Origin of the sequence: Shimia abyssi, from assembly GCF_003014475.1 — a bacterium.
Classification (GTDB): domain Bacteria; phylum Pseudomonadota; class Alphaproteobacteria; order Rhodobacterales; family Rhodobacteraceae; genus Shimia; species Shimia abyssi.
On record NZ_PYGJ01000012.1, the window covers coordinates 52106 to 71387 of the forward strand.

The 19282-nt window shown below is 54.3% G+C and carries 18 protein-coding genes; 12 read left to right on the forward strand and 6 right to left on the reverse strand.

All coding sequences use genetic code 11. The features are described 5' to 3' along the window. Positions 1-2 precede the first annotated feature (2 nt). Both dacB and CLV88_RS16225 read left to right on the forward strand, forming a co-directional pair. Positions 3-1493, forward strand: a complete 1491-nt coding sequence (gene dacB, locus CLV88_RS16220) for a D-alanyl-D-alanine carboxypeptidase/D-alanyl-D-alanine endopeptidase (RefSeq protein ID WP_106609460.1) — start codon at positions 3-5, stop codon at positions 1491-1493. Then, complete coding sequence (locus tag CLV88_RS16225; protein WP_106609461.1) at positions 1483-2529, forward strand: alkaline phosphatase family protein; 1047 nt, start codon at positions 1483-1485, stop codon at positions 2527-2529. Before dacB ends, CLV88_RS16225 begins: the two co-directional genes overlap by 11 nt. 15 nt (positions 2530-2544) lie before the next feature. Here CLV88_RS16225 and CLV88_RS16230 read toward each other — a convergent pair whose 3' ends face one another. Continuing rightward, complete coding sequence (locus CLV88_RS16230) at positions 2545-2913, reverse strand: tellurite resistance TerB family protein (protein ID WP_106609536.1); 369 nt, start codon at positions 2911-2913, stop codon at positions 2545-2547. A 185-nt stretch (positions 2914-3098) separates the two neighbouring features. Between CLV88_RS16230 and CLV88_RS16235 the strand changes: the two genes are divergently transcribed. The 3 genes from CLV88_RS16235 to CLV88_RS16245 all read left to right on the forward strand — a co-directional run bounded on the left by CLV88_RS16235 (position 3099) and on the right by CLV88_RS16245 (position 7666). Continuing rightward, positions 3099-4685, forward strand: coding sequence for a lysine--tRNA ligase (locus tag CLV88_RS16235; RefSeq protein ID WP_106609462.1), 1587 nt, complete (start codon positions 3099-3101; stop codon positions 4683-4685). Positions 4686-4783: 98 nt separating this feature from the next. Then, entirely contained in the window at positions 4784-5182 is a 399-nt protein-coding gene (locus CLV88_RS16240; protein WP_106609537.1) for a DUF4864 domain-containing protein, read from the forward strand. A gap of 201 nt (positions 5183-5383) precedes the next feature. Further along, positions 5384-7666 (forward strand): glycosyl hydrolase family 28-related protein, encoded by a 2283-nt coding sequence (locus CLV88_RS16245; protein ID WP_106609463.1) that lies wholly within the window; start codon positions 5384-5386, stop codon positions 7664-7666. 41 nt (positions 7667-7707) lie between these two features. On the opposite strand, the gene CLV88_RS16250 is transcribed toward CLV88_RS16245, so the two are convergent. Next, entirely contained in the window at positions 7708-8610 is a 903-nt protein-coding gene (locus tag CLV88_RS16250) for a DMT family transporter (protein ID WP_106609464.1), read from the reverse strand. A 257-nt stretch (positions 8611-8867) separates the two neighbouring features. Between CLV88_RS16250 and CLV88_RS16260 the strand changes: the two genes are divergently transcribed. The 3 genes from CLV88_RS16260 (at position 8868) to CLV88_RS16270 (ending at position 12159) form a co-directional block, all read left to right on the forward strand. After that, complete coding sequence (locus CLV88_RS16260; RefSeq protein ID WP_106609538.1) at positions 8868-10052, forward strand: aspartate aminotransferase family protein; 1185 nt, start codon at positions 8868-8870, stop codon at positions 10050-10052. A gap of 4 nt (positions 10053-10056) precedes the next feature. Continuing rightward, positions 10057-10983 (forward strand): ornithine carbamoyltransferase, encoded by a 927-nt coding sequence (gene argF / locus CLV88_RS16265; protein WP_106609466.1) that lies wholly within the window; start codon positions 10057-10059, stop codon positions 10981-10983. Positions 10984-11127: 144 nt separating this feature from the next. Beyond that, positions 11128-12159 carry a 2-dehydropantoate 2-reductase gene (locus tag CLV88_RS16270; protein WP_207797080.1) on the forward strand — a complete coding sequence of 344 codons (1032 nt, stop codon included), beginning with the start codon at positions 11128-11130 and terminating at the stop codon, positions 12157-12159. 35 nt (positions 12160-12194) lie between these two features. On the opposite strand, the gene CLV88_RS16275 is transcribed toward CLV88_RS16270, so the two are convergent. The 3 genes from CLV88_RS16275 to CLV88_RS16285 all read right to left on the reverse strand — a co-directional run bounded on the left by CLV88_RS16275 (position 12195) and on the right by CLV88_RS16285 (position 15994). Then, positions 12195-12656, reverse strand: a complete 462-nt coding sequence (locus CLV88_RS16275; protein ID WP_106609467.1) for an NUDIX hydrolase — start codon at positions 12654-12656, stop codon at positions 12195-12197. A gap of 113 nt (positions 12657-12769) precedes the next feature. Further along, on the reverse strand, positions 12770-15214 hold the full coding sequence (hrpB, locus tag CLV88_RS16280) for an ATP-dependent helicase HrpB (RefSeq protein ID WP_106609468.1): 2445 nt from the start codon (positions 15212-15214) through the stop codon (positions 12770-12772). A 27-nt stretch (positions 15215-15241) separates the two neighbouring features. Then, positions 15242-15994, reverse strand: a complete 753-nt coding sequence (locus CLV88_RS16285) for a DUF3108 domain-containing protein (RefSeq protein ID WP_106609469.1) — start codon at positions 15992-15994, stop codon at positions 15242-15244. A 35-nt stretch (positions 15995-16029) separates the two neighbouring features. Here CLV88_RS16285 and meaB point away from each other — a divergent pair, with 35 nt between their 5' ends. The 4 genes from meaB to CLV88_RS16305 all read left to right on the forward strand — a co-directional run bounded on the left by meaB (position 16030) and on the right by CLV88_RS16305 (position 18403). Then, the gene (gene meaB / locus CLV88_RS16290) at positions 16030-17013 is read left to right on the forward strand and encodes a methylmalonyl Co-A mutase-associated GTPase MeaB (RefSeq protein ID WP_106609470.1); all 984 of its coding nucleotides are present in this window, start codon (positions 16030-16032) and stop codon (positions 17011-17013) included. Positions 17014-17137: 124 nt separating this feature from the next. Further along, entirely contained in the window at positions 17138-17428 is a 291-nt protein-coding gene (gene rpmB, locus CLV88_RS16295; protein ID WP_106609540.1) for a 50S ribosomal protein L28, read from the forward strand. A 105-nt stretch (positions 17429-17533) separates the two neighbouring features. Then, positions 17534-17881, forward strand: a complete 348-nt coding sequence (locus tag CLV88_RS16300; RefSeq protein WP_106609471.1) for a hypothetical protein — start codon at positions 17534-17536, stop codon at positions 17879-17881. A gap of 48 nt (positions 17882-17929) precedes the next feature. After that, a complete protein-coding gene (locus CLV88_RS16305) occupies positions 17930-18403 on the forward strand; it encodes a copper chaperone PCu(A)C (RefSeq protein ID WP_106609472.1) in 474 nt (157 codons plus the stop codon). A gap of 86 nt (positions 18404-18489) precedes the next feature. Here CLV88_RS16305 and CLV88_RS16310 read toward each other — a convergent pair whose 3' ends face one another. Further along, positions 18490-19191, reverse strand: coding sequence for an NAD-dependent deacylase (locus tag CLV88_RS16310; protein WP_106609473.1), 702 nt, complete (start codon positions 19189-19191; stop codon positions 18490-18492). Between the last annotated feature and the right edge of the window lie 91 nt (positions 19192-19282).

A 19282-nucleotide genomic window follows, 5' to 3' on the forward strand; every position in this document is an offset into this window, starting at 1 on the left:
CCATGAAGAACCCATTTTCAAGAAGGCAATTCTTGGCAGGTTTGCTCGCGAGTACGGCGTTGCCTGCTTTGGCGAACCCGCCGTCTGTATCGCTTCGCCCTGTTTTGCGGCCAAAATCAATCGCAGTTAAGGCTGCCCCCAGCATAGACTCGGTGCTACAGGAAGCTGGTTTAAGTGGGCGTGTGAGCTTTGCTGTCGCGAATGCGGCAACAGGAGAAATCCTTGAACAGCATGGCGGTGCCACGGGTCAACCTCCGGCCAGTGTGACCAAAGCTCTTACTGCGCTTTATGCGCTCGAATACCTTGGGCCTTCACACAGTTTTCAAACGCAATTGATCGCCGTCGGCAATGTGTCGGGGGGTGTTTTAGACGGAGACTTGGTGTTGCGGGGCGGTGGCGATCCAACGCTTGATACAAACGGTCTTGCAGATTTGGCTCGTATGTTGAGAGACGCGGGAATTCGCGAAGTCAAAGGGCGTTTTACCGTTTGGGGCGGGGCGTTGCCACATGTCGAGCAGATTGACGACAAACAACCCGCGCCAGCGGGGTATAACCCGTCGATTTCGGGATTGTCGCTGAATTTCAATCGTGTCCATTTCGAATGGAAAAAGGGCGCGAACGGTTACGCCGTTTCCATGGACGCACGCTCAAACAAGTATCGACCCGAAGTGTCTGTCGCTAAAATGAAAATCGCTAACCGCAATTTGCCTGTTTATACATATCAGCAGGTCAATGGCACCGATCGCTGGACGGTCGCGCGGTCTGCGCTTGGGCAGGGTGGCGCAAGGTGGCTGCCGGTTCGGCAACCGGAAAAATACGCTGGTGAAGTTTTTCGGGGTTTGGCGAGGGCGTTCGGGATTGTTCTGAAAGAGCCAAAGGTTACGCAGAGTGCACCGCGAGGTTCGGTTCTGGCATCGATTAAGAGCCCGCCGTTGATCAACATCCTGCAAGGAATGTTGAAGTATTCAACCAATATCACCGCTGAAATGGTCGGGATGGCGGCAAGTCAGGCACGGGGCGTTGCCATTTCGGATCTGCGCAGTTCGGCACAGGGTATGAACGCCTGGGCAGCGGAAACGTTGAACATGCAGAGCGCCAGATTGGTTGATCATTCGGGACTAGGAGAGGCGTCGCGGATGCGTGTCGATGAACTGGTCAAGGTTTTGAGTCTAAGCAATCGGCAAGCTGCGTTAAAGCCGATCATGAAGGAGATCGCGTTACGTGATCGTACCGGTAAGGTCGACAAGGCTCATCCCCTGAAAGTGCGCGCAAAAACGGGTACCTTGCACTTTGTTAGTGCGCTTGCGGGTTATGTCGACGCCCCCGGCGGAGCGGAGATGACCTTTGCGATCTTGACCGCAGACCTTGATGCACGAAAACGCCTGATTGGCCCGGATCGGGAAAGGCCAAAGGGTGCACGCACGTGGAACCGTAGATCGAAGACACTTCAGCAGTCACTTTTAGAGCGTTGGGGAAGCATCTATGGCTCTTGAGCCCAAGAGCCGGGGTGATCGATTTTCGACCTGGGGGCTCTTGTGGGGCGGCGTTGTCGCTATTTGGATCTGCGCAATTGGTGCAGAGTTTCTCGTTCAGAGCGCATGGCACACGCACCCTCTGGAAACGCCATCGGATACCGTGATTTTGCTCACCATGGATGGGGTGCGCATGCATGAGATGTTCGAAGGGTTGGACCCGGACCTCGCCAAGTCAAAAGGCGAGCAAACGTTAATGCCCTTTTTTACGAAGGAAATGGTTCCTCTGGGTGCGTTTTTGGGCGCGCGGGATTTCGGCAGTCGGTTTGAGTTGGGGCATCCGATTGGCATCAGTATGCCGTCGTACCATTCGATATTCACCGGGCGTTTTACATGGTGTTTCCGAAACGAGTGCGGTCCTGTTTGGGGGCAGACACTCTTGTCGCGCGTGATTGACACGTTTGGGCAAGGTGCGTTGGCGTTCTTTTCAACTTATGGGGACCTTTGCCCGGCTTTTTCCGTTCCGAATGATGTAACACAAATTTGTTTGGGCCGCTCCAACAACGTTGTTGAAAATTTCTCTGAAACGTTTGGATACAGACTTGGCGACAAGGATGCTGCGGTATTTTCTGTCGCGTATGTCCACGTCAAAGAAGCGAACCGCAAACTTATTTACGTTGGGCTTGAGGAGACGGACATAGCTGGGCATCTGGACCAGTATGATGACTACACGCGTATTTTGCGGGAATATGATCAGTATCTTCAATTTTTGGTCGCCGAGATTGATCGCCAGATTGCGACAGGGCGACGGGTGACGCTGATCGTGACAACGGATCACGCGCGTGGAAGTGGGGAAAACTGGGGCCAGCACCGATGGAGCATTAAAGGCACTGGCGACCTGTGGCTAGCTGCCTATGGCAGCGGCATTCGCCCGGTTGGGTTCGACGTCACTGGACCAAACCGGTCGCTTTATGATGTCCGCGCGACCATTGAATACCTGCTTGGTCTCGATGTTGCGCGCGCGGATGTCATGAGCGAAATTCTAGAAATTCCCTGACCCAAGTGGAAAGTGTCAGGAGATGTGGCGCGCGCGGGCCCCGCGCTCAATCCCGGCGGCGTGTAGCCTGTCGATTGTTAGCTCGTACCGGATTTCTTCAAGAAGGCGCAGCTCTGGTTCCGCCAAAGACCCATCCGCAGCCGCCACGTCACATGCGAGCGCATAAGCGGTTTCAAAGAAGCGTTCAGGCAGATTGTCACGGACCAAACCAAATAAGGCCGCCAGCCCGTCTTCCTGCTCGAAGAGATCGAAGACGATTTGGCTCACGATTTTCATGCGATCAATGTCATATTCAGCAAAAACCGGCAGATGGTTCACAGCGGACTGGATTTTGACCAACTCGGCTGTTCGTATATTCTCGTCACTTGCAGAGACGGCGACCATTACGGCGACCAGGCAATCTTGCGGGGTGAGCGGAGTAAGTATGTCTTGGGACAAATATCGTTCCTCGCGATAACGGCGTTGCAGTGCAGAATATTGACTGGCACCGTCAGGAGCAATAGGTAGCGGCGCATTGCCCTGTACATTGTCGTATGGGGAGCGAAACACCGCCTGAACCGGAGAAGAAAATGTCTGAACTGCGCGAAGCAGCCCTCGTATCGAAAGCATGGCCCTTTGAAGAAGCGCGCCGGGTGCTGAAACGGTACAAGGACAAGGCTCCGGAAAAGGGGTATGTTCTGTTTGAAACGGGTTATGGGCCATCGGGTTTACCGCATATTGGCACCTTCGGAGAGGTCGCGCGCACAACAATGGTGCGTCGCGCATTTGAAGCAATCTCTGACATTCCGACCAAGTTAATCTGTTTCTCCGATGACCTTGACGGCATGCGTAAAGTGCCCGGCAATGTCCCTAATCCCGATGCGTTGCAGACGTATCTCCAGATGCCGCTCACATCAGTTCCGGATCCGTTTGGTGAATACCCAAGTTTTGGTGAATACAACAACGCGATGTTGCGCCGGTTTCTGGACACGTTTGGATTTGATTACGAGTTCTACTCGGCGCGCGACTTTTATCGGTCCGGTCAGTTTGACGAAATCCTAAAGCGGGCCGTTGATCGGTATGACGATGTCATGGCCATAATGCTCAAAAGCTTGCGTGAGGAACGGCAGAAATCCTATTCGATTTTCTTACCGATCCATCCGGAAACTGGGCGTGTTTTGTATGTACCCATGAAGAAGGTTTGCAAAGAAACCTACACTGTGACCTTCGATGACGAAGACGGCAAGGAGTGGACTCTTCCCGTTACGGGCGGGAATGTGAAGCTTCAATGGAAGCCTGACTTTGGCGCGCGCTGGGCCGCCTTGGATGTGGATTTTGAGATGTATGGCAAAGAACACGCCACCAACGAAAAGATCTATGACGCGATTTGTCGTAAGTTGGGTGGACGCCAGCCAAACCATTTCTCTTACGAGTTGTTTCTCGATGAAAATGGTCAAAAGATCTCCAAGTCTTCGGGCAATGGTGTGTCGATCGATCAGTGGCTGACATATGCCTCCGCCGAGAGCTTGGCCTATTTCATGTACCAAAAACCCAAAACGGCCAAGCGTATGCATTTTGATGTCATTCCAAAGGCTGTCGACGAATACCATCAACAATTGCGCGCCTATCATGGGCAAGACATCAAGGCGCAGTTGAACAATCCTGTTTGGCATATCCATGGCGGCGACGTGCCTGAGAGCAACTTAGTTGTGCCTTTCGCAATGCTATTAAATTTGGCGTCCGTGGCCGGCGCCGAGGAGAAAGATCAGCTTTGGGGCTTCATTCAGCGGTACGCGCCAGAGACCAGCGCCGCGACGCATCCGGACATGGATGATGCGGCCGGGTTTGCCGTGCGGTACTTCAATGATTTTGTGAAGCCATCCAAGGTTTACCGCGCACCCACAGAGGATGAGCGTGCGGCGCTTGAAGAACTTCGTGATAAGCTCAAGGCATGGGATGGCGGTTTGGATGCTGAGGCATTGCAATCGCTGGTGTTCTCGGTTGGGCGGGACCGCTTTGACCCGATGAGAGACTGGTTCAAGGCCCTTTACGAGGTTTTGCTTGGTGCATCACAAGGGCCTCGGTTTGGTGGCTTCATTGCGCTTTACGGTGTAGCGGAAACAGTCGATCTGATCGAAGCCGGTCTGGCTGGTGAGCTTACACAGGCTGGTTCCTGAACACCTGCCTGCTGACCATGGTTGGCGTCCTGCTCAGGCGCCAACCTTTTGATCCGCTGAGCCGACCCTTGCGTAACCACAGCGTGGAGGGTTTCGTTATGAAGAATTTTATGGCCATCATGTTTGCCGTTTGCCTGGGGTTTCCAGGAGCAGCGCAAGAACAACACATTGAAGATGTGATCCGCCAGCAAATGCAGGCATTTCAGCGCGACGATTTTGACGGCGCATTTGATTTTGCTTCGGATGGCATTCAGCAATTTTTCCAAACCCCGGATAATTTTGGAAACATGGTGCGTCGCGGCTATCCGATGGTCTATCGGCCCGATAACGTTCAGTTTTTGGAGTTGCGAGAGGTGGCGGGCAACCTCTGGCAGAAAATTATTGTAACTGACGCCACCGGAGTCGTGCATTTCTTGGACTATCAGATGCTCGAAACGTCAGAAGGATGGCGTATCGGTGCAGTGCGATTGCTTGAAGCACTAGAGGTAGGTGTTTGAAAGCAACGCTTAAAGTGTTGATTTTGATAAATTATTTACAGCACAGGTGCACTTTGAGAATACGACCGTAACGTTCCCATAATCCCATTGAAAGAGCCTTTTTGATATCCCGTGTCCGTTCCGGTGACGCGCATCGGAGCATAAATCTTGCAGTCTATGAGCCGGCACTTGGGTATGGCCCGAGGTGCGGAAAGGGATTTGATGAACAAGGCGATTACCGATGGTGTGCTGTTTATGCCACCCAATTTTGCGAACGGTCTGGACGTATGGTCCAGCGGCGACGGTACTCCGGGGTCTGACACATACGAAAACGCTGTAAATGCGGCTTTTGTTCCTGCTGACCAAGATTTTGGCGGCTGTCTTGAAGTGCTTAAAACCAGCAGCACGCAGAAACTGCGCTATATGGGCGAAACGCCTATCTTGCCCGGTTGCTATCTGCGCATTACGGCACGGGTCAAAGCCATCAGCGGTAACCTTCCTGCGGTTCGAATCGCCGGTTGGGCTGGGAATGGCAGCAATGGGCATGTCTCAGGTCTCACAGAAGTTGGCCCTTCGACAACTCTTCAGAGCTACGGCGAAGTAGTCGAAGTTTCGGCAATTGTGGGATCGGGAGACCGCAATGGCGTCGATATGGTTTGGGGCGACGCACCCGTCTATGGCCATTTCGGGCTTGACCTGACTGGTTCCAACGGCGGGGTTGTGCGGATTGATGACATCCAGATTGAGGATATCACTAGCGTCTTTCACCGGGATATAATGAACTGGGTCGACGTAAAAGATTATGGAGCCAAAGGAGACGGCAGTTCGGACGATGCGGATGCATTTGAAGCAGCAAATGCGGCGGCAAACGGGCGTAAAGTGCTTGTTTCCGAGGGGACTTTTTTCCTTGGTCGCAGTGTAACATTTGCCACGCCGGTGGAATTTGAAGGTACGGTCACAATGAATGCGGCGAGTATTTTCTCGTTGACCAAGAACTTCGATCTTCCGACTTACATTGACGCGTTCGGCAATGAAGAGCTGGCCTTCAAGAAGGCCTTCCAGTCTTTACTCAACAATTCAGACCATGAAGGTCTGGATCTTGGTGGGCGTCGCATTACGGTTACCGAGCCGATCGATATGCAGGCGATCGTGCCAAAACGGTCCGAATTTGCTCAACAACGCCATATTTATAACGGGCAGTTTTACGTAACGGGCGACAGTGCGTGGGATTCTGACATCGTAACCAGCCAAGCATCATATTCTCCCAGTGAAGGCCGCACGCTGAGCAATGTCTCTAACGTTGCGAACATTCAGGTTGGCTCGCTGGTCACAGGGAATGGCGTAGGCCGAGAAATCTATGTGCGATCCAAGAATGTCGCAACTCAGGAAGTGACACTGACAAAGCCGCTTTATGACGCACAAGGGACGCAGAATTATACATTCACGCGGTTCAAATACCTGCTTGATTTTAGTGGCTTCTCGTGGCTTTCCCAAATGTCGATTTCAAATATTGAGTTTCTCTGCAATGAGCGTGCTAGTGGTATCTTGCTTTCGCCCTCTGGCGTGATTTTTCGTATCCGGGATTGTTCAATCACACGCCCCGGTATGCGTGGCATTACGTCTCCGGGCGAAGGGTGTCAGGGGATGTTTGTGGATCGCTGCCAATTCATTACACGTGAAGGTGGGGTGCGTGCCCAGGATCGCGAGACAATTGCCATCAATACAAACGCAAATGACGTCAAGGTGCGGAATAATCGCTCAAGCCAATTCCGTCACTTTGCCGTAATTGGTGGTGCCAACGCAACTGTAACGGGCAACCACTTTTTCCAAGGTGACGCTGAGAACGACGGAGTTCGCACAGCCGGGATCGTCTTGTCCCAAGGATACACTTCCACAACGATTGATGGGAACTACATAGACAACTGTTCGATCGAATGGACCAACGAATATGACTCCGATCCCGATTTTTCGGGCGGATTTTCGTTTGGTGCGCTCTCTGTGACTGACAACGTTTTCTTTTCAGGCGATGTCGCACCCTGGTTTGCCTATGTGGTGATCAAGCCCTATGGACGCGATCATTTCATCACCGGGATGAACGTGACCGGGAACAAATTCCGCACGATCCACGGATCCATTGACCGGGCCGAGAGGGTGGATACCAGTTTCGCCGATCTGGATATGGCCAAAGGCAAGAATGTTCTGTTTACAGGAAATACATTCCACAACATTGAAAAGGCGGCCTCTAATCCGCTGAGAGTAGAACATGATCAGAACAGTGTCAGTTCGAGCTGGAGTGTGGACAGTGACGGGAAACTTCCCTTCGGCGGGCGGTGTCGATCCGTTGAATCGGTGGTGGCGACGTCAGCGTTGAAAAACTCAAACAATGTTACGGTTTACACCGCTCCATATGTCAGCTTGCAACAGGGCTCGGCAGGGGATCGGGCGGTATTGAATTGGGAAACGGCGTTGCGCGGCGATGTAACCGTTGTGATGCGAATGGACTAGAAGCAATTGTATGGGCGGCTATTTGCAGCCGCCCAAACAATCTAGTTGTCTTGACGGGATCTCGATTCCCGCCACACAAGAATGATAGCGGCCCCGATGATCAATGACGCCCCGAGCCATGAAATTAAATCTGGTAGCACAGAGAACACCAGCGCGTCATATAAAGCTGCAAAGGCTAGGGTCGTGTAGAAAAAGGGTGCGACAAAGCTGGCTTCTGCGCGCAACATTGCGTTAACAAAACACGCTTGCGCAGCCGCCATCAAGACACCCACACCCGCAAGCGCGAGCCATTGTGCAGGGGTCGGGGATGCCCAAACAAAGAATACAGCAACTGATGATATCGTGAGGCCAATTGCATTGTTCACCAACAATATCTGAAAAGGCTTCTCGCGACGTGCGAGCAATTTGATGAAAATCAGCTCGCCACCCAGGCAAAGAGCTGCGGCAAGTGCAAGGACAGCGCCAAGTTCGATCGCTCCACTTCCCGGTCGGACGAGGATCAATGCGCCAGCGAATGCAACGGCGGCAGAGCCCCATCTCCAAATGCCAATGCGTTCCCCGAGAAACGGAATAGCCAGCAACATACCGACAACTGGGTTCAAAAAGCTGATCGCGGTGGCATCGGACAGCGGTATAAAGGCGGCTGCTGCAAACATTAGCGTGACGCCACCCCATCCCAAAGTAGATCGCCCCAAGTGCAATCCTAACGCGGGCTTTGTGAACTTTGGGCGCATAATCATGGCAACCAGCGAGATTGCCATGAACGCAAACAAAAAACGGCCATGACTGATTTGCAAAGGGTTGAGTGCGGGGCCAAGCGTGTTTGTCCCCAATGCTTTGGCAAGTAAGGTTGTCCCGGCGGCAAAGGCGGATGCAGCTAAGGTTAAAGTGGCGGCAAGCGCAGGCTGATTTTGGCCTTGTTCGCCATTTGATGCTTCAGTCATGTCTTCTCTATGATGCGGCGTGTCAAAGGAGACAAGCCGAAGCGCGTTTTTTTCTCTTCCCTTTTACGCTGCCCACGCGTAAAGGGATCACATGATCCAAAGCGCACATATCTTGATTTTGCGACGCCGACGCTAAACAGCGCCTTCGGCTTTTGATCTATTGCGGCAAAATTTGACGCAGCCTTTTCCATAGTCATTGACGAATTGACCCCAAGTGTTGCAGTCACTGGGTTCTACAAAACAAAAGGATGATCCTGATGATCCCGTCCGTACTACCTACCTATTCCCGTGCACCTTTGACGTTTGTTAAAGGTGAAGGCAGCTGGATGATTGAGGCAGACGGGCGACGTTTCCTCGATCTGGGTGCAGGGATCGCGGTGAATGTGCTTGGTCACGCCAATCCGGTGCTGGTCGATGCATTAACAGAGCAGGCAGGAAAACTATGGCATGTCTCCAACCTCTACAACATTGAGCAGCAACAATCGCTGGCTGACAAGCTGGTGGCGACAACGTTCGCTGATACTGCCTTTTTCACAAACTCCGGAACAGAAGCCTGTGAGTTGGCAGTCAAAATGGCGCGCAAGTATTGGAATGACAAAGGTCATCCAGAGCGGGTTGAGATTATCGGCTTTGAAGGGGCGTTCCATGGGCGCAGCTCGGCTGGCATCGCCGCGGCTGGTAGTAACAAGCTGACGAATGGTTTCGGACCTCTATTGCCCGGCTTTGCTCAGGTTCCTTGGGGTGATGTGGATGCGGCACAGGCGTTAATCTCAGATAAAACCGCCGCCGTGATTGTTGAACCTGTTCAAGGAGAGGGCGGTATTCGTCCTCTGGCAGATTCTGATCTAAAGGCGCTACGCGCCATGTGTGACGAAGCTGGTATTCTGCTAATCTTTGATGAGGTTCAATGCGGTGTCGGGCGCACAGGGCGTTTGTTCGCGCATGAATGGGCTGGCGCATATCCAGATATCATGATGGTTGCCAAGGGTATTGGCGGCGGATTTCCCCTCGGAGTGGTTCTTGCAACTGAGGATGCAGCAAGCGGTATGACCGCAGGCACCCACGGTTCGACATATGGCGGCAATCCTTTGGCATGTGCCGTTGGGTGCGCAGTGATGGACGCCGTTACAGAACCCTCCTTTCTTGACGATGTGAACCGGCGTGCTGGGCTGTTTCGGCAAAAGCTCGAAGGCTTGGTTGCGGCGCATCCGGATGTTTTTGAATCCGTCCGTGGATCGGGGCTGATGCTGGGGCTAAAGTGCCACGTGGCCTGTGGCGATGTGGTCTCGGCAGGTTACGAAAACGAAGTGGTCACGGTGCCTGCGGCGGACAATGTTGTGCGCTTGCTTCCGCCTCTCAATATCACTGACAAAGAATTATCAGAGGCCGTTTCCAGGCTCGACGCTACCGCGTCGCAGATGTCGGCTTCGCTAAAGGATTAATAACATGAATCATTTCCTTGATATCAACAAGACCAGCGTCGAAGAATTGCGGGGCATGATAGACAGCGCCAAGGCGATTAAATCTGCGCGCAATGGCCGCCCCAAAGGCGCATTGGACGACGACCAGCCACTCAAAGACCACATGGTCGCGCTGATTTTTGAGAAACCCTCGACGCGAACCCGGGTGAGCTTTGATGTCGGTGTGCGTCAGATGGGCGGACAGACGATGGTACTGTCCGGTAGCGAAATGCAATTGGGCCATGGTGAAACTGTTGCTGACACGGCGCGTGTCTTAAGCAGGTATGTGGATATGATTATGATCCGCACCTTTGAAGAGGCGACTTTGCTGGAAATGGCCGAACATGCGACGGTGCCGGTAATCAATGGTCTGACAAATCGTACGCATCCGTGCCAGATCATGGCTGACATTCTGACGTATGAAGAGCATCGCGGACCAATTGCAGGCAAGAAAGTTGTGTGGTGCGGCGATGGGAACAATGTGTTTGCCAGCTTTGCGCATGCAGCGGGGCAATTCGGCTTTGACCTGACATTTTCGGGACCCGAACCATTGGATCCGGAAATGGGTTTTGTTGAGGAAGCGCGCGCAAAAGGCGCCTCTGTGGACATTGAACGTGACCCGGCCAAAGCCGTGCATGAAGCCGATTTGGTTGTGACGGACACATGGGTCAGCATGCACGATGCTCCGTCGGCGCGTGAACGGCGACACAACCAGCTGCGTCCTTATCAGGTGAATGCAGAGCTAATGGCCCATGCAAAGGATGATGCCTTGTTTATGCATTGTCTTCCAGCCCATCGAAACGAAGAGGCGACGAACGTGGTGATGGACGGCCCGAATTCGGTGATTTTTGACGAGGCGGAGAACCGTCTGCACGCGCAAAAGGCGGTTATGAAATGGGCACTGCAAAGGTAATTTTTGCGGCTGTGCTATTTAATGGCGCGGGCTCCTTGGGTTCGCGTTTTTCTTTTAGAAACTCGGTCAAAAAATTGCCTCAAATTCGGCATAGTTAACGAGGTGGGCGTTAAACGCTAATAGTACAAATTTTGGGGAACCATCTTGTCAGACACTGCGCTTGCACATGGGCATGGACCCAAAATAGTCATTGCTGGAGCGGGCAGTGTCGGGTGTTTTGTCGGCGGATTGTTGGCGCGTGGGCTTCATGATGTCACTTTTCTGATGCGTTCTGACAAGTTGGAGGAAATTTCGCGACAAGGGTTGATGCTCAGCGATTATGGCGATCTCGACGAAGAGCTCCCTCCGGATAGCGTGCATCTGACAACGGATCCGGCAAGCTTGGCTAGTGCAGACATCATCCTGGTATCGGTGAAAAGTGGCTCCACGCAGGACATGGCCGGGCACATTGCGCGTTTTGCGCCTAAAACGGCTGTTGTTGTAAGCCTACAAAATGGCATCAAGAATGTCGGCGTATTGCGCGATGCCTTGCCAAATCGCGACGTGCGTGCCGGGATCGTTTTGTTCAATGTGGTTTCAATGGGCGGCGGTCACTTCCATCGCGGCACGAGCGGCGACATTTTGATCGAAAGAGGGCGCGGCCACATTTCGAGAACCTTGTCCGTTGCGGATCTGGAGATTCACGAGCGCAAGCGCATGCGCCAGCTGCAATTGGGCAAGCTGTTGATAAATTTGAATAATGGGTTGAACGCCCTGTCCGGACTTCCCCTTAAGCGGCAGATAAACGAAATGCGTTGGCGGCGTTTGATTGCGGCGCAAATGTCCGAAGCTCTGCGCGTTTTGGATGCTGCGGGACTTGAACCTGTGAACCCTGTGTCTGGCACGATACCGATTTCCAAGATGCCATCGTTATTGCGGTTGCCCACTTTGCTGTTCCGGCTGGCGGCCAACATAATGGTATCGATCGATCCCCACGCGCGCAGTTCGATGTGGGATGATCTGAAAAATGGCCGTTCGACTGAGATCGACGAGTTGCAGGGCGAGATTGTGAGTTTGGCCAAGGCCGCAGGGATCCAGGCGCCAATCAATCAGAGAGTGTTTGAGTTGATAAAACAGGCCGAAGCAATTGGTGCGGGTTCGCCCCACATGAACCCAAAAGACGTCCGAGGGCGATAAAGGGCGCGCGCAAATGGATGTGACACATTTCCATGCTAATTTGGAAACTGCCTCAATAGCTGCTTTAGTTCCGGTTCATCCACCAATCTTGCCGCATCTTTTGCGGGAAACCACTCGCGATTGCGTTGCTTCATCTCCGGGAACTCATCGGAAATTTTCTTGACGGCCATTTTGAACACGGAAACTTGGACAGGCACCGACGTGCCATCCCTCAATCTTTTGTCGTAATGGTAGGTGCCAACTGGCGTCCTGTCGGCTTTGGCCTTTCTGACTCCGGCCTCTTCCCAAGCTTCTTGCTGTGCACTTCCTATCTCGTCCAAGCCTTTGATAATCCACCCCTTTGGGAGGACCCAGCGACCTGTGTCACGCGATGTAATCAGCAATATCCGTGCGCCCAAATCCGTATTGCGGACACACAGCGCCGCAACTTGCCGCCTTGGCACATTGGCTGTCAAAACATCGGCGCCAGAATGCGCCTCTTTGCGTGCAACGGTCATATTTCCTGCTCAGTTCTTTTTTGTATTAACTTAGTATATACATTTGCCGGCGCAATTGCAACGTCGTGATGGATTATGACCGATATTTTGTGGGTTTTTGGGCGAAAGCAAGCTCACTGTCTGCGTTTGACGCGCAAAGTTGGATCAGCTTGCGTGGGGTCTTCGGGCCACGGGTGTTTTGGGTAACGTCCGCGCATGTCTTTTCGCACGTCGGCATAAGAGCTCTGCCAAAAGCCGGGCAGGTCCATTGTGGTCTGGACCGGACGTTTTGCGGGTGAAAGCATAGTAACACGTAGCGGGATGCCGCCAACATTTGGGTGCGTCAACTGGCCAAATAACTCTTGAATGCGCAATTCGATGGCGGGGTGTTCGCCGGAATAGTCTATTGGTATCCGGCGATTAAGTGGCGTCGTGAAATGCGCTGGAGCTTTGCGGTCAAGCAGATGCATCTGAGCCCAATCAAGACGCGCGCGCAAGGCTGGCAGCAGGTCAAATTTTTTCCAATGATCTGACGTGCGGACGCCCGCGATATGGGGTAGCAACCAGTCCTCGAGCGTGTCCAAGAGGATCTCATTGCTCATGTCCGGCAGGTCATTTCCTGCATTGCGAACAAGGGTGACGCGCGCTATAAACCGTTTTGCCGCATCAGAGGGCGCGATGCCAAGGTCTCTTACACCGTCCAGCATGGCATGCGCGATAGCGTCGCTGGGGGCGTCCTTCCAGATGCGGTCGTCCAATGCGATTGCACCGAATCTCTCTTGGCGTCGAGCAATCACGCGGCGTTCGCGTTTTGACCATTCGCAAGTGTCGTTCCAGTCGATTTGATCTGCAAAAAGGTGGCGAACCTCACTTTCGTCAATCTGGATTGCCTGCCTTATGCGGGCTTCGCGTGGGTTGCCATCGGTGTCGGTGGCAACGATCAGCCGCGCATTTGCAAGTGGGTCCGCGTCGTCGAGGATGGCCCCCTTGCCACCCGAAAGGACAAAGCGCGGTGTGTCGCCCTTTCGACGCAGCCCAACACGGTCGGGATATGCCAATGCAGCCATTTCGGACAGGCTTAACCCTTCTTGCATCGCGGAATTTGACGATTTTGCAAGGCGTTTGGCCTCGTCCCGAATTGTGTGCAATGTAGTGCGGTTAACCTGGTAGGGGCGGCGCTCAGAGAAAGATTTTAGGTCGCGCAGGGCTTCGATACGCAAGGATAGGTCAACTGGCGCACCTTTGGTCAGCGGGTCACGCGCGCCAAGCAGGGCGGCAAGCGGTGCTGCACCTTTCCCTGCGACGGCGAGCATATGAGCAAGGCGCGGGTGCAGCGGGAAGCGCGTCAATGCCTTGCCGTGCTCGGTGATGCGGTTGTCCTGATCAAGTGCATTCAGCATTCGAAGGACTGATTGAGCCTCTGCAAAACTGCCCGGGTTGGGCGCGGATAGAAAGGCTAGGTCACTGGGTTTGGCGCCCCAAAACGCCAACTCAAGCGCGAGGCCGGCGAGGTCTGCAGATTCGATCTCGGCAGGTGGGAAGGGCAGGAGGCCGCCTTCCTCGCCCTTGGTCCACAGTCGATAACAAATCCCTTCGGCCACGCGTCCTGCGCGCCCCTGCCGCTGGGTGGCTTCGGCCCGTGTGACGCGCTCTGTCACGAGTCGCGACATGCCTGAGCCGGGATCGTACCGGGCCCTGCGTGCAAGGCCGGCATCGACGACAACGCGAACATCTTGGATCGTAAGCGATGTCTCGGCAATAGAGGTGGCAAGGACGACCTTGCGCCCATTTGGTGCAGGACGGATTGCGGCTTGCTGGTCCTTGAAGGGCATTGCTCCAAATAGGGGCAGAACCGTGCACTCGGCTGGGAGCTTTAACATGGCCTGCGTGCGTCTGATTTCACCCTCGCCAGGAAGAAAGACGAGCACGCCACCGTTTGTTTCGCCAATGGCCCTTTCCACAACCCGCGCGGTGGCGGCTTCGATGCGCTCGCGTTTGGGAATTGGTGCGTCGAGCCAGCGTGTTTCGACGGGATATGCGCGCCCTTGAGATGTGACGACGGGCACATTGCCCATAAGCGCAGCAACCGGCTCTGCATCGAGCGTTGCGGACATTGCTAATAGGGTCAGGTCTTCGCGCAGCGCGTCTGCGATTTCGAGGCACAGAGCAAGCCCGAGGTCGGCATTTAGGGAACGTTCGTGAAATTCGTCGAAGACAACCGCACCAATGCCCGAAAGCTCTGCGTCGCTTTGAATCATTCGGGTCAGGATGCCCTCGGTGACAACTTCGATCCGTGTTTCCGCACTTGTTCGGGCCTCGCCCCGAACGCGGTATCCAACTGTTTGGCCTGGTTTTTCGCCCAACGTTTGCGCCATGCGTTCGGCAGCTGCGCGGGCAGCGAGCCGACGGGGTTCGAGCATCAGGAGCTTGCCACCCGATAATCCGGCCTCAAGTATGGCAAGGGGAACAACCGTGGTTTTCCCAGCACCGGGCGGGGCTTGCAGCACGGCGCGCTTGCTGGCTCTTAGGGCAGTGATCAGTTCGGGAAGGACATCGTGAATGGGTAGGTGCGCGCTCATGAAAGTCTTATCCGGCAGGGCCGTGGGCTAGTCCAGCCGTTTTAGCGTGGCGGCCCCATGGCGCGTGGTGACGCGCAAATGTTCGGCACGCCAGATATCATCGTCGCCCAAACGATATGTGACAATCAAGGGCGAGGCTTTTAGTTCGCTCAACTCTTCGTTCGAATACCCGCCAATGCGCTCATAAGTACCTGCGCAAGTGAGTGTGTCGGCTTCGCGGGTCTGATCCATCAACGTAATCCGAACAAGACGGGTGCCGTCGAATTGCGTTTGGTCAATTGCGCACACTGTCGTTTGATCCTGATCACGTAAGATCCGCCACATGACAGTCATCGGATCTTGGGCGCCCTGCTTGGCAGCGTCTGAAATTGCAACCGCTGGCGCATCAGTACCCTTGGTTTTTAGCGGCCGTCCGTCGTCAAATTGAAGTTCGGTTTCCGAAACGCGCTTACCCGTGTCGATGAAACCGACATACGAAAGCGGGGTAAACGCATTCTCGGTGATGCGGCCGTGCGATGACACGCTAAATCTGATTCGGCGCAGGATCCCTGCTAAACCAGTGGTATTGAACGCGCCTGTTCCGCGATAGCGATTTGCATCTTCTGAGGCGTCAATGCGCAGCTCGCCAACCTTGATGCCTAGCCCACGCACGGACCAGATCTGTGTCTCTGCAACAGCCGTCGAAGCCGTCAGAAGAGCTGCGGCGCAGGGAAGCGACCGCGTGAGAAGCCGACCAAACGCGGCGCTGTGGGCTGGACAAAGGGGACGGGGTCGCGGCATGTACGTTTTCCAAGACACAAGGCGGGTTGTTTGGCATGGATATCGCAAAATTACGCGACGGGATATTGAAACAAGACCGACGGGCGCTGGCGCGCGCAATAACGCTTGTGGAAAGTGCCCGCGCTGATCATCGCGCCTTGGCGAGTGAACTTCTTGATGGCCTGCGTGAGGTCGGAAAGCAAGCGCTTAGGATTGGTCTGTCCGGTACGCCGGGTGTGGGCAAATCCACCTTTATCGAGAGTTTCGGCATGATGTTGACAGGCAAGCGGCTGAAAGTTGCTGTTCTTGCTGTGGACCCGTCCTCAACGCGCTCAGGTGGGTCCATTTTGGGCGATAAAACGCGTATGGAACGGTTGAGCCGAGATCCGAACGCCTTTATTCGCCCATCACCAAGCCAGTCGCATCTTGGCGGGGTCGCGCGCCGCACTCGCGAGGCTGTGGCGCTGTGCGAGGCTTTTGGTTTCGATGTCGTTCTGATCGAAACAGTCGGTGTAGGGCAATCGGAAACCGTGGTTTCAGAAATGTCAGACCTTTTTTTGCTGCTTCTAGCACCGGCTGGTGGCGATGAATTGCAGGGGGTCAAGCGTGGTATCATGGAGATGGCTGACATCATCTTAGTAAATAAGGCTGACGGTGACTTGAAGTCGGCCGCAATGCGAACTTGCGCTGATTATGCCGGAGCCTTGCGACTGTTGCGCAAACGCCCGCAAGATCCAGAAGGGTTTCCTAAAGCTATGACTGTTTCAGCACTGCAGGAAGACGGGCTATTGGGTGCCTGGGAAGAGATTACAACGTTAACCGATTGGCGTCGCGAGGCGGGGCATTGGTATCGGCGGCGCGCATTGCAGGCGGACTACTGGTTCCACGAAGAAGTGCGTCAGGGGGTTCTGGCGCGATTGGAGACCGGCACCGCAAAAACAGCTATTGAACGTTTCGGCGCAGAGGTGAGTGCAGGGCGCGTCACCCCATCGGCAGCAGCAGACAAGGTATTGGCCTTGCTTGACGTCAAATCGTCCTGAATCACTTGACGCCCCCCCGAAATGGGCCTAATGACGCCAAACGAAATTCCGGGCGCTGTCCTTGGCGGCGCCCAATTGCTTTGACGGGGCCGATCCCCGCCGACCGAAAAACGAGGATGTACCCATGTCGCGCCGTTGCGAATTGACCGGAAAAGGCCCGATGACTGGCAACAATGTCAGCCACGCCAACAACAAAACCAAGCGTCGCTTCCTGCCTAACCTGAACGACGTGACACTTCAGTCCGAGACTTTGGGTCGTGGCGTTAAGCTGCGCATCTCGGCGTCGGCCCTGCGCTCGGTAGATCACCGTGGTGGTCTGGACGCGTTCCTTGCAAAAGCCAAGGATATCGAGCTGTCAGCCAACGCACTGAAAGTCAAGAAAGAGATCGCCAAAGCACAGGCAGCAAACGCCTGAACGCTTTGATCGATTGAATCGGTTTTACAGCCCTGTCTAGCTCTAGACAGGGCTGTTTCCTTTTGTCGCAAGACAATTTGGGGTGAACGTGATCATTTGTTTTTAATGGCAAAATTGCGCTCATATCTTTCCGCGTTGATGGTGTTTGTGCTGGTGTTAACCGGTCACAGCCTGGCGATTGCGCGCGGAATGCCGGGTGCGTCAGGTTACGCCGAATATTGTATTGGCGAAACCGCCGTCATGGTGCCTGTCGACGCAGAAGGCAACCCGATCGGACCTGCGCACGTCTGCCCTGACATCAGCCTGTCTTTACTCAACTGGATTGCCGAATCGCCACTCGTGATTGTTCCGGTCACAGGAGCCGTTTCACGCGAAAGCACGCAAAGGCATCGGGATGCTCCTGCGATTCGTCGAAAACTACCTTCGACGCGCGCTCCGCCTATTCTGTTGTGATTTCAAGAAACGCCCTGAAATAACGACTACATTGGACAGGAGACTGACATGTCTTTCAAAACGTTTTCATTGGCCATCATCACGGCCACAACCCTTGCGCTGCCTGCCCGCGCCGATCCAGTTATCAGCGTTTCAGACGCTTATGCGCGCGTTTCAAGCCCTGTTGCCAAGTCAGGAGCTGCGTTTCTGGTGATCGAGAACACGGGAGACGAAGCGGATCAGCTTTTGGGCGCAACCTCCGACATTGCAAAGCGTGTCGAATTGCACACCCATCTCTCTGATGCAGATGGTAATATGCAGATGCGGCATGTGAAAGAGGGGTTTTCGATCCCAGCAGGTGGGTCGCACGCGCTGGAACGGGGTGGCGATCACGTGATGTTCATGGGGCTGACCAACGGACTTGAGCATGGAGACGTGGTGACTGTGACACTGACCTTTGAAAAGGTGGGCGAGCTTACCATCGAAGTGCCGGTTGATCTGGAGCGTAAAGCCCAACATGGCGGCCATAAACACGGCGAATGATGGCAGGCAAGTGATTTGCCTCAATCCATCCCGGATATCGGAGCAGCTTTTGAAAAAACACACTGAATCGACCCGATAGGGCCGATTCAGCCGACGCGGCCAAGCTCGGCGTTGACCCATGCAGGCACCGTTTGGGTCGCTGGCCCAAAAAGCGTTTCGGCGAAATCAGAAACGTTTGCTGATGGTTCTAAGTTAATTTCAACAGTATGCGCGCCAAATTGAGCTGCTTGCAGCGCAAAGGAAGCAGCAGGATAGACCTCTCCAGAGGTGCCGATGGCCGCAAACACGTCGGCCTGCATCAGATGCTCGTGGATGGCATCCATGAGATAAGGGGTTTCTCCGAACCACACGACGTCGGGGCGAGTTGCGTTTGCTTTGCAAGTTGGGCACGTGTCTGTTGTGCGCATTGTTACGGGCGCAGTCCAGCGCGCGCCACATGTATCACACAGGGCACCCGCAAGGATCCCATGCATGTGAAGGACATTTTGCGCGCCCGCTGCCTCGTGCAGGCCGTCAACGTTCTGTGTGATGATGATCACGTCTCCTGCGTGCTGTTGTTCAAGCTTGGCCAACGCATTGTGTGCCGCATTGGGCATTGCAGCTGCGCTATTGGCGCGCCGGGCGTTATAAAAGCTGTGCACTAGATCAGGATTGCGCGCAAACCCTTCGGGTGTGGCGACATCGTCTAAATCATACTTGGTCCAGAGCCCGTCCACATCGCGAAAGGTGCCCAGCCCGCTTTCGGCGCTGATGCCTGCCCCTGTCAGGATCACGATCTTTTCTGCCATGCCCGGCCTCTGCCCAAACCTTTGATTGAACCCGCACTGTTGCAAGTCACACGCATCCGGGCAACGCTAGTGTACCTGTTTGCCCAGAGAG

Excerpts from the sequence above, each read along its gene's own strand:
- CLV88_RS16225 (WP_106609461.1), top strand. The coding sequence starts at position 1,483 with ATGGCTCTTGAGCCCAAGAGCCGGGGTGATCGATTTTCGACCTGGGGG.
- CLV88_RS16285 (WP_106609469.1), bottom strand. The coding sequence starts at position 15,994 with ATGCCGCGACCCCGTCCCCTTTGTCCAGCCCACAGCGCCGCGTTTGGT.
- dacB (WP_106609460.1), top strand. The coding sequence starts at position 3 with ATGAAGAACCCATTTTCAAGAAGGCAATTCTTGGCAGGTTTGCTCGCG.
- CLV88_RS16305 (WP_106609472.1), top strand. The coding sequence starts at position 17,930 with ATGTCTTTCAAAACGTTTTCATTGGCCATCATCACGGCCACAACCCTT.
- CLV88_RS16240 (WP_106609537.1), top strand. The coding sequence starts at position 4,784 with ATGAAGAATTTTATGGCCATCATGTTTGCCGTTTGCCTGGGGTTTCCA.
- rpmB (WP_106609540.1), top strand. The coding sequence starts at position 17,138 with ATGTCGCGCCGTTGCGAATTGACCGGAAAAGGCCCGATGACTGGCAAC.
- CLV88_RS16230 (WP_106609536.1), bottom strand. The coding sequence starts at position 2,913 with ATGGTCGCCGTCTCTGCAAGTGACGAGAATATACGAACAGCCGAGTTG.
- CLV88_RS16235 (WP_106609462.1), top strand. The coding sequence starts at position 3,099 with ATGTCTGAACTGCGCGAAGCAGCCCTCGTATCGAAAGCATGGCCCTTT.
- CLV88_RS16245 (WP_106609463.1), top strand. The coding sequence starts at position 5,384 with ATGAACAAGGCGATTACCGATGGTGTGCTGTTTATGCCACCCAATTTT.
- argF (WP_106609466.1), top strand. The coding sequence starts at position 10,057 with ATGAATCATTTCCTTGATATCAACAAGACCAGCGTCGAAGAATTGCGG.
- meaB (WP_106609470.1), top strand. The coding sequence starts at position 16,030 with ATGGATATCGCAAAATTACGCGACGGGATATTGAAACAAGACCGACGG.
- hrpB (WP_106609468.1), bottom strand. The coding sequence starts at position 15,214 with ATGAGCGCGCACCTACCCATTCACGATGTCCTTCCCGAACTGATCACT.
- CLV88_RS16260 (WP_106609538.1), top strand. The coding sequence starts at position 8,868 with ATGATCCCGTCCGTACTACCTACCTATTCCCGTGCACCTTTGACGTTT.
- CLV88_RS16250 (WP_106609464.1), bottom strand. The coding sequence starts at position 8,610 with ATGACTGAAGCATCAAATGGCGAACAAGGCCAAAATCAGCCTGCGCTT.
- CLV88_RS16310 (WP_106609473.1), bottom strand. The coding sequence starts at position 19,191 with ATGGCAGAAAAGATCGTGATCCTGACAGGGGCAGGCATCAGCGCCGAA.
- CLV88_RS16275 (WP_106609467.1), bottom strand. The coding sequence starts at position 12,656 with ATGACCGTTGCACGCAAAGAGGCGCATTCTGGCGCCGATGTTTTGACA.
- CLV88_RS16300 (WP_106609471.1), top strand. The coding sequence starts at position 17,534 with ATGGCAAAATTGCGCTCATATCTTTCCGCGTTGATGGTGTTTGTGCTG.